This is a genomic window from Serratia sp. P2ACOL2, assembly GCF_003691565.1.
GTDB lineage: Bacteria > Pseudomonadota > Gammaproteobacteria > Enterobacterales > Enterobacteriaceae > Serratia > Serratia liquefaciens.
This window is the reverse complement of the sequence record NZ_CP033162.1, coordinates 2,057,304-2,071,652: the sequence shown is the minus strand read 5'-3', so window position 1 is coordinate 2,071,652 and position 14,349 is coordinate 2,057,304. Positions and strand designations below refer to the sequence as shown.

The following is a 14,349-nucleotide window of genomic DNA, read 5'->3' as shown; positions in this document are numbered from 1 at the left end:
CTAGATCCTGATAGATTCATAGATCCAATCAATATTTTAAAATTTATTTATAAATAGTATCTATATGGATATGAATCTGGTTAAAGTTTTTGTGGCCATCTATGAACAGGAAAGCGTTTCCGGGGCAGCAGATATACTGAACATTACCCAGCCATCAGTAAGTTACGCTCTTAAGAAGTTGCGCGATGAACTTAACGATGAACTGTTTGTGCGTCAGAATACCGGCATGAAACCCACGCGACAGGCCATTGAGATATACCGCACATTCAGCAAAGTGGTCGGAGATATAGATGCGGTTGTTGCCTCACGTAAAGCATTTGATTACCGGATCTCAAAGCATAAGTTTGTGCTCGCTATGTCGGACCTGGGAGAACACTATTACCTTCCGTTAATTTTTCGTGAAATAAGCAACATAGCACCCGGCGTAGAAATTGAAATCCTGCCGCTTGAAATCTCAAAGCTCCAGGAATGGCTTGATAAAGGATTTATTGACGCCGCAATCTGCAACCGGACCTATGCCGTACAGGATGTTCACTGCGATCTTCTGCTTAAGGACAGATATGTGTGTCTGAAAGGCAATGCACATACGCGCGTTGGCGACGCCATTACGCTTGCCCAGTTTCTTGAGGAGAAACATATCATGGCCTCTTCTCAGGCAGGGCATAACTTCTATCAGGAATGGTATGCCAGAACTAATAAAAAACTGCCGATCGCACTTAACGTGCCGGACCTGAACATTGTAGCGCCCCTCGTCGAATCGTCGAACTGTATCAGCGTCGTACCCGAAACCTACAGCCTCCGGGGAGGAGAACATTTTGCCGTCACTTCACTCCCGTTGCCGATCGATTCTCCCAGCATAGAAGTATGCCTTTATAGCCAGAAGACGCTGCGCCATGGAAAAGAGAAACTCTGGTTTCTACAAAAACTGAAAGATATTTGCCTTCACGATAATCAGGAAGGTTCTCAGCTACTCTGACCCTTTCGGATAGCTGCATACTGAATCAAAAGCGCAAAAAGCTCCCGAGCCGCAGGACCAGTATTCTCACCTTTTGGCAGGGTAATGTGCAAAGGAACCTGGTAATCGAACCCTTCCTGTAGACTGAGCGTAATAATGTCTGGGTTGTTGAGCCGCTGGATCATATGTTCTGGCAGGCGACAAAATCCCAGCCCAGCGCTTACGGCATCAATGGCATAGTCAAAGCTGTCCACGGTTATTCTGCGTTGGGGCTTTAACCACCCTACGTTTTCCCCGTGTCTATTATCTTCATTACCCAGGTCTCGCAGCACAATCTGCGTCGTATTAACCAATTCGTTCTGGCTGATTTCCTTTTGCCCTGCAAGCTCATGCCGAGAAGAGATAACGGGCAGCATTTTAACGTGACCAAAAAATGAAGAAGGAAAGTTTTCCACAGGAAGATTAATAATGGCGATGTCAGAAATTTTTTCTTTGACGTAGCGCCGCGTTGAACTCAGTGAAGTCTCACGCAGTTTGACCGATGTTAACGGATTTTCAGCACAAAACTGGGTCAGAGGATCGTAAACCCACATCCGATTGCACAAATGGTCAACAGATACGGTGATACTGGATTCATAGCCTTCTGACAGCAGACTGCTCAGACTTTCCAACTGCCTCGCTGTTTCAATCATGGTGCCAGCCTTACGCAACAGCATAGTGGCACTGGCTGTTAGTCGCGTTTTTTTACCTATAACCTCGACCAGCTCGGTACCAAGCTGACTTTCAAGTTTTCTGACCGAATACAGTAAGGTGGTATGGCTTTTATGCAGCCGTGCAGCTGCAGCCTGAACGCTACCCTCCTCACTTATAGCAACCAGATTCATCCATTGATCAAGCGTGGTCTTGAGTCTTTCTGTCATAATAGTGAACACTTAATGACTAAATTATGAAGTTTATTGTGCAATAAATAAAAAATAAGATACAGGAACATTCACTGACCCCATATCCCTGGAGGATTTATGTCGAACATACTGTTGCAGTTGCACTTTGATTTTCATGGCCCATTTGGTGCTGAGATGTCTCATCAGCTGGTCGAACTGGCCGAGTCCATTAACCATGAGCCGGGTTTTATCTGGAAAATATGGACAGAGAATGAAACGAATCAGGAAGCGGGGGGTATCTATTTGTTTCAGAATGAAGAAACGGCACTTGCCTATGTTAAAAAACATTCTGCTCGCCTGAAAAATTTGGGTGTAGACGAAGTAAGCTACAAGATTTTTAATGTTAACGAGCCATTAACTAACCTGAATCATGGCAAAGCCAATTAACAACTTAGTGTTGATAATTCTAAAATTGCTTAATAAATCAAGTTCGCTTTTCGCTCAAAACTGCCCTTCAAACTTGACTTGTGCAGTTACTGATTTTGTTTAAAGCAAACAAGTAATTTGCGAACGGAACTACCCCATTCCTATGGTTTGGACTGAACCACTCTTTAGAGTGATACACTTACAAATGCCAAAATGGCCGAGTTTTGATAACTTATTTTGATAATATTTTGATAACCGTTGCAGTTTGAATAATAAAAAACGGGAACCATCAGGTTCCCGTTTTCATTGAACGCTTAAACACACTTACATGTGTTTAACGATAGCGTCGCCAAACTCTGAACATTTCAGCAGTTTAGCGCCTTCCATCAGGCGTTCGAAGTCATAGGTCACGGTCTTGGCAGCGATTGCGCCTTCCATGCCCTTAACAATCAGGTCAGCCGCTTCGAACCAGCCCATGTGACGCAGCATCATTTCTGCAGACAGGATGATGGAACCTGGGTTCACTTTGTCCTGGCCGGCATACTTAGGTGCAGTACCGTGGGTGGCTTCGAACAGCGCGCAATCGGAACCGATGTTGGCACCAGGTGCGATACCGATACCACCAACCTGTGCGGCCAGGGCGTCGGAGATGTAGTCACCGTTCAGGTTCATACAGGCGATCACGTCGTATTCAGCCGGACGCAGCAGGATTTGCTGCAGGAAGGCGTCGGCGATCACGTCTTTAACCACGATCTCTTTACCGGTGTTCGGGTTCTTGATTTTCAGCCATGGACCGCCGTCGATCAGTTCGCCACCAAACTCTTCGCGCGCCAGTTCGTAGCCCCAATCCTTGAAGGCACCTTCGGTGAACTTCATGATGTTGCCTTTGTGAACCAGGGTCACAGAGTCGCGGTCGTTGGTGATCGCGTATTCGATCGCCGCACGTACCAGACGTTTAGTCCCTTCTTCAGAACATGGCTTCACGCCGATACCACATTGCTCTGGGAAGCGGATTTTTTTCACGCCCATTTCGTCGCGCAGGAACTTGATCACTTTGTCTGCTTCTGCAGAACCGGCTTTCCACTCGATACCTGCGTAGATGTCTTCGGCGTTTTCGCGGAAGATCACCATGTCGGTCAGCTCTGGCTGTTTAACCGGGCTTGGAGTGCCCTGGTAGTAACGCACCGGACGCAGACACACGTACAGGTCCAGTTGCTGGCGCAGGGCCACGTTCAGGGAGCGAATACCGCCACCGACAGGGGTAGTCAGCGGGCCTTTGATGGCAACGCGGTAGTCACGGATCAGATCCAGGGTTTCTTCCGGCAGCCACACGTCTTTCCCGTAAACGTGAGTGGATTTTTCGCCGGTATAGATTTCCATCCAGGAGATTTTACGTTCGCCGTGGTAGGCCTTTTTCACTGCTGCATCAACCACGTGAATCATAGCAGGGGTAACGTCAACGCCAATGCCGTCGCCTTCGATAAACGGAATGATCGGGTTATTCGGAACAACCAGTTTACCCTGGGCATCGACCGTAATCTTTTTACCTTCTGCCGGAACAACTACTTTGCTTTCCATCAACCTCTCCTTCAAGCGCAATTTTTGTTAATGCTTTGTAAGATGCGTGTAGATACTACTGGAATTTTCAGTCCGCGCCAATCCGAAACGGATTCGGTTATAATGCGCCTATCATCCGTAATCTCAACTGTTATGAAAAAATTCTCTGTTAAAAATCACAAAGTTAAACGATTCAGCAAGCCTGCCCCCGCCAAACCCGCAGTCGCACAGGGGCCGCGTCGCGTGGTGTTATTCAATAAGCCGTTCGATGTGCTGCCGCAATTTACCGATGAAGCCGGCCGCACCACCCTGAAAGAATTCATTCCATTTCCCGATGTTTACGCCGCTGGGCGTTTGGATCGCGACAGCGAAGGTTTATTGGTGCTAACCAATGACGGCAAGCTGCAGGCGCAACTCACCCAGCCGGGCAAACGTACCGGAAAAGTCTATTACGTGCAGGTCGAAGGCGCCCCGCAGGAAAGCGACCTGGCCCCCTTGCGCAATGGCGTCACGCTCAAAGACGGCCCAACGTTGCCGGCAGGCGTTGAGCTGGTCGCAGAACCGCAATGGCTGTGGCCGCGCAATCCGCCCATTCGCGAACGCAAATCAATCCCCACCGCCTGGCTGAAAGTCACCCTTTATGAAGGCCGAAATCGCCAGGTGCGTCGCATGACTGCACACATCGGCTTTCCTACCCTGCGGCTGATTCGCTACAGTATGGGTAATCTTTCATTGGGCGAATTGCAGCCCGGTGAATGGAAAACCCTGGACTCACTGTAACCAGCCCGAGGAGCAGCAACGATGAAAACATTAACCGCGCTACTGTTCACCGCCCTGCTTTCGGTTCCTGCCGTTCAGGCCGCCAGTTTTGACTGCGCCAAAGCCGTCAGTGCCGACAAAAAGGCCATCTGCGCCAGCCGTACGCTGAGTGACAAAGACGTGGAAATGGCGACCAAGTACCAGTTTTTACATGGTCTGTTCGCCATGGGAGTGCGCGGTGAGATGCAAGACCAGCAACAGCGCTGGCTGGCGCAGCGGAAATTGTGCGGCAGCGACGTCAGTTGTCTCTCAGGCAGCTATCAGGCCCGTATTACCGAACTGGATGATATCTATCAGCATATCAATAAGCCGCTGTAAGGGACCTTTATGTTTAAACCGCACGTCACCGTTGCCTGCGTGGTTCACGCCGCCGGCAAGTTTTTGATCGTCGAAGAGACGATTAATAACAAGGCGCTCTGGAATCAGCCGGCCGGGCACCTTGAAGCCGACGAAACGCTGGTGCAGGCCGCCGAGCGCGAGCTATGGGAAGAAACCGGCATCCGCGCCACGCCACAGTCATTCCTCAAGCTGCACCAGTGGATCGCACCGGACAATACGCCGTTTCTGCGCTTCTGCTTTGTCATCGAGCTCGAACAGCAGTTGCCGACCGAACCGCACGACAGCGATATCGACCGCTGTTTGTGGCTGAGCGCCGACGAGATTTTGAAGGCCCCTAACCTGCGATCCGCACTGGTCGCGGAAAGCCTTCGTTGTTACCAACAGCCGGAACGTTACCCGCTATCGCTGGTCAGCAGCTATAACTGGCCGTTCTGAGATGAATAAGTGCCGTGCGCCGGCGCAGGCAACGTGGTAAAATCCTGCGCTTGTTTTTTATCAGCACGGTTCGTGTTCAAGTTCGTGAGATCCCCATGTCAGACAACAGCCAGAAAAAAGTAATCGTCGGTATGTCCGGCGGCGTCGACTCTTCCGTTACTGCCTATCTGTTACAGCAACAGGGCTATCAGGTCGCTGGGCTGTTTATGAAGAACTGGGAAGAAGACGATGATGAAGAGTACTGCTCCGCAGCGACCGATTTGGCCGATGCACAGGCGGTATGCGACAAACTCGGCATCGAACTGCATACGGTGAACTTCGCGGCAGAGTACTGGGACAACGTCTTTGAACTGTTCCTGGAAGAGTACAAGGCCGGCCGCACGCCGAACCCGGACATCCTGTGCAATAAAGAAATCAAATTCAAAGCCTTCCTGGAATTCGCCGCCGAAGATCTGGGGGCCGATTTTATCGCCACCGGCCACTACGTGCGCCGCCAGGACGTTGACGGCAAAAGCCGCCTGCTGCGCGGCGTCGACGGCAATAAAGACCAAAGCTATTTCCTCTACACCCTGAGCCACGAGCAGGTTGCGCAAAGCCTGTTCCCGGTCGGTGAACTGGAAAAACCGGAGGTGCGCCGCATCGCCGAACAGCTGGATCTGGTCACCGCCAAGAAAAAAGACTCCACTGGCATCTGCTTTATCGGCGAACGCAAGTTCCGCGACTTCCTTGGCCGCTACCTGCCTGCACAGCCGGGCCCGATTGTCAGCGTTGACGGCCAGACCGTCGGTGAACATCAGGGCCTGATGTACCACACCCTGGGCCAGCGTAAAGGGCTCGGCATTGGTGGTATGAAGGACAGCAGTGAAGATCCGTGGTACGTGGTGGACAAAGACGTCGCCAACAACGTGCTGGTGGTTGCCCAGGGGCATGAGCATCCGCGCCTGATGTCCGTCGGTCTGGTAGCGCAGCAGCTGCATTGGGTCGATCGCCTGCCGCTGAGCGGCCCCTTCCGCTGTACGGTAAAAACCCGTTATCGCCAGCAGGACATTCCGTGCACCGTTACCCCGCTTGACGAAGAGCGTATTGAAGTGCGTTTCGACGAGCCGGTCGCTGCCGTGACCCCAGGCCAGTCAGCCGTGTTCTATCAGGATGAAATCTGCCTCGGTGGCGGCATTATCGAACAGCGTTTACAGGAGTAATCGTGGCGAAGAATTATTATGACATTACGCTGGCCATGGCTGGAATCAGCCAGGCGGCGCTTATGGTTCAGCAGTTGGCGCACGAAGGCCAATGCGACCGTGAAGCTTTCCATACTTCGCTGAACAGCCTGCTGCAGATGGACCCCTCTTCCACGCTGGCGGTGTTCGGCGGAGAAGAGCGCAATTTGAAAGTCGGCCTCGAGACGCTGATGAGCGTGCTCAACGCCAACAATAAAGGGTTGGGTGCCGAACTGACCCGCTACACCATCAGCCTGATGGTGCTTGAGCGCAAGCTCAACGCCAATAAGCAGGCGATGAACCAGCTTGGCGAACGTCTCGGCCAGCTTGAGCGCCAACTGGCGCATTTTGATCTGGAATCAGACACCATTATCAGCGCGCTGGCCGGCATTTATGTCGACGTGGTCAGCCCGCTCGGGCCGCGCATCCAGGTGACCGGCTCGCCGGCCATTCTGCAGAATCCGCAGGTGCAGGCCAAGGTTCGTGCCACGCTACTGGCCGGCATCCGTGCCGCCGTACTGTGGCAACAGGTTGGCGGCAGCCGCCTGCAGTTAATGTTTTCCCGTAATCGTCTGTTTAAACAGGCGCAAAATATCGTTGCTCATTGTTAATCGATCCCAGGAGTTGCTACCGATGGAATTATCCTCACTGACCGCCGTCTCACCCGTTGATGGACGCTACGGTGATAAAGTCAGCGCACTGCGCGCCATTTTCAGCGAATACGGTCTGCTGAAATTCCGCGTGCAGGTTGAAGTACGTTGGCTGCAAAAACTGGCCACCTGTGCAGAAATCAAAGAAGTTCCGGCTTTTGACGCCGACGCAAACGCTTTCCTCGACAAGATCGTCGCGGAATTCAGCGAAGAAGACGCGCAGAGCATCAAGACCATCGAACGCACCACCAACCACGACGTCAAAGCGGTTGAGTATTTCCTGAAAGAAAAAGTGGACGCGATCCCTGCGCTGCAGGCGGTGTCCGAGTTTATCCACTTTGCCTGTACCTCAGAAGACATCAACAACCTGTCACATGCACTGATGCTGCAAACTGCGCGTCAGGACGTGGTGCTGCCGTACTGGCGCAAAATCATCGATTCAATCAAGGGCCTGGCGCTGGAATACCGCGATATTCCGCTGCTGTCCCGTACCCACGGTCAGCCGGCAACCCCGTCAACCGTCGGTAAAGAATTCGCCAACGTGGCCTACCGTATGGAACGTCAGTTCCGTCAGCTGGAGCGCGTGGAGATCATGGGTAAAATCAACGGTGCGGTCGGCAACTATAACGCCCACATCGTGGCTTACCCGGAAGTGGACTGGCATGCGTTCAGCGAAGACTTCGTGACTTCACTGGGCATTACCTGGAACCCGTACACCACCCAAATCGAACCGCACGACTACATTGCCGAGCTGTTTGACTGCGTGGCGCGTTTCAACACCATTCTGATCGACTTCGACCGTGATATCTGGGGTTATATCGCCCTGAATCACTTTAAGCAGAAGACCATCGCCGGTGAAATCGGCTCTTCCACCATGCCGCACAAGGTCAACCCTATCGACTTCGAGAACTCCGAAGGCAACCTGGGCCTGTCTAACGCGGTGCTGGGCCACCTGGCCAGCAAACTGCCGGTGTCTCGCTGGCAGCGCGACCTGACCGACTCCACCGTGCTGCGTAACCTGGGCGTGGGTCTGGGCTATGCGTTGATCGCCTATCAGGCGACCATGAAAGGCATCAGCAAGCTCGAAGTCAATCAGGCACATCTGCTGGATGAGCTGGATCACAACTGGGAAGTCTTGGCCGAGCCGATCCAGACCGTGATGCGTCGTTACGGCATCGAAAAGCCGTATGAAAAGCTGAAAGAGCTGACCCGCGGCAAACGCGTGGATGCCGCCGGTATGCAGGCATTTATCGATGGCCTGGCACTGCCGGAAGAAGAAAAAACCCGCCTGAAAGCCATGACCCCGGCTAACTACATTGGCCGCGCAGCGACCATGGTCGATGAGCTGAAGTAAGCGTTTTGTTCCGATAGCAAAGAGGCGGCCTTTTGGCCGCCTCTTTTATTTCTGTGGCATAAAATCCTGCAGGCGTTTTATCTGCTGCCCTTGCGCATTGAAATTATCGGGACTCAACCACTGCTCGAATCCCGCCTTGATTGCCGGCCAACGGTCAGCGGTTATGGCAAACCAGTCGGTATCCCGAGTGCGGCCCTTGGTGACCACCGCATAGCGGAAAGTCCCCTCATGCAGAAAACCAAATCTCGCCGCCGCCTGTTTGGAGGGCGCGTTGTGACTGTCGCACTTCCATTCGCAACGGCGATAGCCCAAATCCTCAAACAGGTGCCGCAGCATCAGATAAATCGCCTCGGTGGCACTGGAGCGCTGTTTCATCGCCGGTGACCAGCTGACATGTCCAATCTCAGCCACGCCATTACCTTCGTCGATGCGCATATAAGCTACCGTCCCGACCGGTGCCTGGCTAACAGCGTCGAACACCGTCAGATTCACCAGCGTAGCGTTCGCCTGCAAGGTGGTCAGGTGTTGCAACATCGCCGCAGAGCTTTCTGGTCGTTCTATCGATAAATAAGTCCAGTCCCGGCCATCAACCGCCTGCTGGAAAGCGCTGAACAACGCCGCATAATCCCGCTGCGGATCGAGTTGCTTCAGACAGCAAAAACGTCCGTTAAGCGTCTCGCCACCAGGGCGCTTCGCCGCCCGCCAATCGGATAATGGCTCGCCCACCGGCTGCCCAAACTGATTGATCACCATACACTTCCTCGCAGCCTGTCGTTAACGGGTATAGACGATAAACGAACTTCTCTTGCCTATCTTGTCGTACAGCGACCGCGCCGGGGCGTTATATTCCTGCGTCATCCAATAAACTCTGTCGCTGCCCTTCTCATCCGCCAACTGATAGGCCTGTTCGAAGAGTTTTTCGGACACTTTCTTGCCGCGGCCCGCCGGTGAAACGTAAAGATCTTCAATATAACAATAGCCGGCCGAGCTCCAGGTTGAAGGATGGAAAATAAGATGCATGAACCCCAGCAGGTTGCCGTTTCTATCTTCCGCCACCAGGCCATAGACCTGCTGATCTTCGCATAAACGCTCGAAGGTATGATCGGTAACCTGCGCCGAGACGTCCGCACGGTAAAAATGGAGGTACCCCTGCCACAGTTCCAACCACTGCGGCTTATCGGCGTTTTGTATTTTACGTACTGCTGCTTCATGAGTTATTGGGAGCATGGTGCCTCTCTGGTATTAAGTAAGTGAACCCGCAGCCTTTAAGCCACCCTGAGGGTGATGGCGATCAAAGCGTCATCGGGGCTTTTCTGAGAAAAAATAACGTAATACCAGTAGGATACCCGCACCATTGCGAACTGAATACAGACCAATTAATAACAGTGAACAGACCAATTTTGATGTGCAACCGCAGTCAGATCTCAGCCGGCAGTTCGCTGAAAATAGCAGCTAACTTTTTGATGAATCTTACAATCTCATCAGGGGAATAAGCGGCAAAACCCAATACCAGCGCCCCCTCCGTGGGCTGCCCGGTATAAAAATCTATCAGGCCATAGACCTTTATCCCCTGCGCGGCGGCGGCCTGAATCAGGCGCCGCTCAGTTGCTGCGTCCGCCAACGGACAAACCAGTTGCAACCCGCCCTGCGGCAAACGTGGCTGAGTCCAGGCGCCAAGATGCTGATGAACCGCTGCATGCAAAATCTCCAGCCGCGCCTGATAGGTTTTGCGCATGTTCCTTAAATGTTCAGTATGGCAATCTTCATGGATAAATTTGAATAACGTCATTTGCGGCAATGCGGAAGTATAACCATCCTGGAATTGCTTGGCGGCGACCATAGGTTTAATCAGCTGAGGCGGAACGATAATAAAACCGATGCGCAACCCCGGGAATAACGTCTTGCTAAAGGTGCCGATATACAAGGTTCGCTGGTTCTGATCCAGCCCCTGCAGCGATGCCCTGGTCAGGCCGTCGTAATTGAACTCGGAATCGTAATCGTCTTCAATAATCCAGGCTTTTTCACGTTGCGCCCAGGCCAACAGCTTTAACCTCCGGTCGATGCTGAGCGAATGCCCCAACGGATAATGATGTGAGGGCGTGATGTAAACGCCCCGCCCGCCCCCGTCTGCCCGTATCAATGCATCGATATCCAAACCGGATTGATCTACCCCAATCGGTTGGGCGAGTATCCCTGCCGACTGAACCAATTTTTTGGCCCCCTGGTAGCCCGGCTCTTCCACGAACACCCGGTCGCCAGGATTAAACAACACCTGCGTACACAGCGATAGCGCCTGCTGTGAACTGGTCACCACGATCACCTGCTCCGCGCTGGCCTTCACGCCCCTTTCGCGCCGCAAATAGTCAATGATCTCCTCCCGCAGTTCCACCAGCCCCTGAGGATCGGCATACCCCAGCAGGCGCTCGGCTCCCTGTCGCACCGCCTGCCTTTCCAGCTGCAACCAGCTATCGATGGGAAACAGCCGCAAATCGGGCACGGAAGGGGTCAGCGAGTCGCTTCGACTGGTGTGCGGAGTGTGGGCTGCCAGCAGCAAAGAGCGGCCATGCACACTCAGTTCCGACTCCGCCAGTTGAGCGCTTTCGGCAGAGTTGTCAGTCAGCAGCTCGCGGCCAATCAGGGTATTTTGCTGGTAGCTGACAAAACTGCCGCGCCCCACCGCGCGGGCAATATAGCCTTCGGCCTCCAGTTGGGCATAAGTCAGTTCAACCGTATCGCGCGAAACCACCAGCCGCGCAGCCAGTACGCGGCTGGGCGGCAGTTTTGCCAGATAGTCCAGCTCCCCCGCCGTCACCAGTTGCTTGATGGTCAGATGCAGCGCGGCTTTGCGCGTCATGCCTTGACGTAGATGCCGACTAAAGGTGGCCAGGATGATATCCGGCCGGCTGTCACTACTGTGCTTCATGCTGCTCCGGGTCGAAGGCCTGCCGAAGACAAACCTGCGGTATGTATGTTGATAAGTTGATCTGAATCAACTTAGTTGTGAACAAAATGTTTTGAAACAGATCATCGATTGTTTCATTCAGTTCGCCAGTCCTACACTAAAACAACCATACAAGTAGCTTGCTATTTATATGGTTGTTTACTATTCATTTACCCATCCCCGCCTGTTTACCGCTGCTGGAGAGCCGCGGCGTAGGCCGCTATTGCCTGCGCAGGCATTAATTGTGAAGCATGTTCAAGGTGGAATTATGTCACAACAGCACGACGCTACGCCGCCCAGGCGTAACTTTCTAAAAAAGACACTGGCGTTAATCCCGCTCGCCGCCGCAGGCAGCAGCATTATGGCACTGGAAGCCAAGGCGGCACCCGCTCCCGGCGTATCGAGCCACTATGTCCCGGTCTATTTCAACGGTGACGAATGGCGTTTTCTGCTGGCCGCCTGCGATCGGCTGATCCCGACGGACGCTAACGGCCCCGGCGCGGTGGATCAGGGCGTACCGATATTTATCGACCGACAAATGGAAACGCCTTACGGCCACGGCGGACTGTGGTACATGCATCCGCCCTTCGTTCCCTCTCCGCCGGAACTGGGCTATCAGTCCAAGCTGACGCCGCGCGAGACTTACCGTATCGGTATCCGTGAAGTGAATGCGCACTGCCGTCGGCAGTTTCAAAAGGTGTTTGCCGAACTGGGCCACGCTGAGCAAGAACAGCTGCTGAAGGCGCTGGAACATGGCCAATTGGACTCGGAAGCCCTGTCCGGTAAGGCGTTTTTCGACCAGTTGCTGACCAATACCAAAGAAGGCTATCTGGCCGATCCGCTGCATGGCGGTAACCAGACGTTAGCGTCCTGGAAACTGATTGGTTTCCCCGGCGCACGCGCGGATTACACCGATTGGGTCAATCGCCCCAATCAGCCTTATCCCCTCGGCCCGGTCAGTATTTCAAGCAAAAGGAATGCCTAAATGAGCACAATTAAAAAACCACCGGTAGACGTGGTTATCGTTGGGTTTGGCTGGACCGGCGCCATAATGGGGATGGAATTGACCGAAAGCGGCCTGAGCGTGCTGGCGCTGGAACGCGGTGAGCAGCGTGAAACCTACCCGGACTTTGCCTATCCGCGCATTGCCGACGAACTGACCTACGGCATTCGCCTGAAACTGGCACAGGAAATGGCGCATGAGACGGTCACGGTGCGCCACACCCCGGCAGATTTTGCCGTGCCCTACCGCCAGCTCGGGTCTTTTCTGCCCGGTAACGGCGTCGGCGGTGCCGGCGTGCACTGGAACGGCATGCACTGGCGTGCCTTGCCATCCGACTTAAAGCTGCACACCACCCTCAATGAAAAGTACGGGGCCAAATGGATCCCGGAGGGCATGACGCTGCAGGATTATCCGCTGAGTTATCAGGAACTGGAGCCTTACTTCGACAAGTTCGAAAAAGTGTGCGGCACTTCTGGTCGAGCCGGCAATCTGCAGGGAAATATCATCAAGGGAGGCAATCCGTTTGAAGGGCCACGAGCCAGCGAATACCCGACGCCGGCGCTGAAACAGCTCTATTCCGGCTCGCTGTTCGGCAAGGCCGCGGAATCGCTGGGATATCACCCGTTCGCCATCCCCGCCGCCAACTGCTCCGAGCCCTATACCAATCCTTACGGCGTGCAGCTGGGTCCCTGTAATTTTTGCGGCTACTGCGAGCGCTTCGGCTGCTTTATGTACTCCAAGGCTTCGCCGCAAACCACCATTTTGCCGGTACTGACCCAGCGCAAAAACTTTGAGCTGCGCACCCAGTCGCAGGTAATCAAAGTGAATCTGGACAGCACCGGCAAGAAAGCCACCGGCGTCACCTACATCAACGCCCAGGGGCAAGAGGTGGAACAACCGGCCGATCTGGTGATCCTCAGTGCTTTCCAACTGCATAACGTTCGCCTGCTGCTGTTGTCCGGCATTGGCAAACCTTACGATCCGGTGACCGGTGAAGGCGTGGTCGGCAAGAACTACGCCTATCAGATGAACAGCGGTATATCGCTGTTTTATGACCAGAATACCCACTTCAATCCGTTTATCGGCGCAGGCGCGGCCGGCACAGTGATCGACGATCTGAACGGCGAGAACTTCGATCATGCCGATTTGGGTTTTATCGGCGGTGCCTACATCTCGGCCACCCGCACCGGTGGCCGACCTATCCAGCAAATGATGCTGCCGCCGGGTACGCCTGCCTGGGGCGGCGGCTGGAAACAGGGCATCAAGGATAACTACCCGCACTCAATGAGCATCGGCTCCGAAGGCTCGGTGATGCCGTACCGCGACTGCTATCTGGATCTCGACCCAACCTATAAGGACGGCTACGGCCTGCCGCTGTTACGCATGACGTTTGACTGGAAAGACAATGAAATCAAAATGACACAGCACATCACCAGCAAAATGGCGAATATCGCCAATGCCATGAAGCCCAAACAGATAGCAGTATCGGTGAAAAAAACCGGCGATCATTACGATGTGCGCCCCTACCAGTCGACTCACACCACCGGCGGAGCCATTACCGGTGACAACCCTGCCACCAGCGTGGTGAATAAATACCTGCAGTGTTGGGATGTACCTAATGTGTTCGTCACCGGCGCCTGCGCCTTTCCGCAGAATCTGGCCTACAACCCCACCGGCATCGTCGGGGCGCTGGCCTATTATTCGGCCGAGGCGATCCGCACGCAGTATTTAAAAAACCCCGGTCCGCTGGTTCAGGCCTGAAAGCATAAGGA

At 53.6% G+C, this 14,349-nt stretch carries 15 protein-coding genes; 10 read left to right on the top strand and 5 right to left on the bottom strand.

The window, feature by feature from the left end; genetic code table 11:
* Positions 1-64 precede the first annotated feature (64 nt).
* Positions 65-976 carry a LysR family transcriptional regulator gene (locus tag EBA31_RS10165; protein WP_122078735.1) on the top strand — a complete coding sequence of 304 codons (912 nt, stop codon included), beginning with the start codon at positions 65-67 and terminating at the stop codon, positions 974-976.
* Here EBA31_RS10165 and EBA31_RS10160 read toward each other — a convergent pair.
* The gene (locus EBA31_RS10160; RefSeq protein ID WP_122078733.1) at positions 964-1,875 is read right to left on the bottom strand and encodes a LysR family transcriptional regulator; all 912 of its coding nucleotides are present in this window, start codon (positions 1,873-1,875) and stop codon (positions 964-966) included. The genes EBA31_RS10165 and EBA31_RS10160 overlap by 13 nt on opposite strands.
* A 99-nt stretch (positions 1,876-1,974) precedes the next feature.
* Between EBA31_RS10160 and EBA31_RS10155 the strand changes: the two genes are divergently transcribed.
* Positions 1,975-2,283, top strand: a complete 309-nt coding sequence (locus EBA31_RS10155; RefSeq protein WP_122078730.1) for a monooxygenase — start codon at positions 1,975-1,977, stop codon at positions 2,281-2,283.
* Between the two features lie 303 nt (positions 2,284-2,586).
* Here the strand turns inward: EBA31_RS10155 and icd are convergent, their stop codons facing one another.
* Entirely contained in the window at positions 2,587-3,840 is a 1,254-nt protein-coding gene (gene icd, locus EBA31_RS10150) for an NADP-dependent isocitrate dehydrogenase (protein ID WP_012006449.1), read from the bottom strand.
* A gap of 132 nt (positions 3,841-3,972) precedes the next feature.
* Here icd and rluE point away from each other — a divergent pair, with 132 nt between their 5' ends.
* From rluE to purB, 6 genes are all read left to right on the top strand, one after another.
* On the top strand, positions 3,973-4,599 hold the full coding sequence (rluE, locus tag EBA31_RS10145) for a 23S rRNA pseudouridine(2457) synthase RluE (RefSeq protein WP_122078727.1): 627 nt from the start codon (positions 3,973-3,975) through the stop codon (positions 4,597-4,599).
* 21 nt (positions 4,600-4,620) lie between these two features.
* The gene (locus tag EBA31_RS10140; protein ID WP_122078725.1) at positions 4,621-4,956 is read left to right on the top strand and encodes a lysozyme inhibitor LprI family protein; all 336 of its coding nucleotides are present in this window, start codon (positions 4,621-4,623) and stop codon (positions 4,954-4,956) included.
* 9 nt (positions 4,957-4,965) lie between these two features.
* Complete coding sequence (locus EBA31_RS10135; RefSeq protein WP_122078723.1) at positions 4,966-5,412, top strand: NUDIX hydrolase; 447 nt, start codon at positions 4,966-4,968, stop codon at positions 5,410-5,412.
* Positions 5,413-5,507: 95 nt separating this feature from the next.
* Positions 5,508-6,611: a tRNA 2-thiouridine(34) synthase MnmA gene (gene mnmA, locus EBA31_RS10130; RefSeq protein WP_041415331.1), complete on the top strand. Its 1,104-nt coding sequence runs from the start codon at positions 5,508-5,510 to the stop codon at positions 6,609-6,611.
* Between the two features lie 2 nt (positions 6,612-6,613).
* A complete protein-coding gene (gene hflD, locus EBA31_RS10125) occupies positions 6,614-7,240 on the top strand; it encodes a high frequency lysogenization protein HflD (protein WP_020826477.1) in 627 nt (208 codons plus the stop codon).
* Between the two features lie 22 nt (positions 7,241-7,262).
* Complete coding sequence (gene purB, locus EBA31_RS10120; protein ID WP_122078720.1) at positions 7,263-8,633, top strand: adenylosuccinate lyase; 1,371 nt, start codon at positions 7,263-7,265, stop codon at positions 8,631-8,633.
* 45 nt (positions 8,634-8,678) lie between these two features.
* Here purB and EBA31_RS10115 read toward each other — a convergent pair whose 3' ends face one another.
* The 3 genes from EBA31_RS10115 to EBA31_RS10105 all read right to left on the bottom strand — a co-directional run bounded on the left by EBA31_RS10115 (position 8,679) and on the right by EBA31_RS10105 (position 11,556).
* Positions 8,679-9,386, bottom strand: a complete 708-nt coding sequence (locus tag EBA31_RS10115) for a GNAT family N-acetyltransferase (RefSeq protein ID WP_122078717.1) — start codon at positions 9,384-9,386, stop codon at positions 8,679-8,681.
* A gap of 21 nt (positions 9,387-9,407) precedes the next feature.
* Positions 9,408-9,860 (bottom strand): GNAT family N-acetyltransferase, encoded by a 453-nt coding sequence (locus EBA31_RS10110; RefSeq protein ID WP_020826474.1) that lies wholly within the window; start codon positions 9,858-9,860, stop codon positions 9,408-9,410.
* Between the two features lie 190 nt (positions 9,861-10,050).
* Positions 10,051-11,556: a PLP-dependent aminotransferase family protein gene (locus EBA31_RS10105; protein WP_122078714.1), complete on the bottom strand. Its 1,506-nt coding sequence runs from the start codon at positions 11,554-11,556 to the stop codon at positions 10,051-10,053.
* A gap of 286 nt (positions 11,557-11,842) precedes the next feature.
* Here EBA31_RS10105 and EBA31_RS10100 point away from each other — a divergent pair, with 286 nt between their 5' ends.
* Positions 11,843-12,559 carry a gluconate 2-dehydrogenase subunit 3 family protein gene (locus EBA31_RS10100; RefSeq protein WP_122078711.1) on the top strand — a complete coding sequence of 239 codons (717 nt, stop codon included), beginning with the start codon at positions 11,843-11,845 and terminating at the stop codon, positions 12,557-12,559.
* Entirely contained in the window at positions 12,560-14,338 is a 1,779-nt protein-coding gene (locus EBA31_RS10095) for a GMC family oxidoreductase (protein ID WP_122078708.1), read from the top strand.
* Positions 14,339-14,349 lie beyond the last annotated feature (11 nt).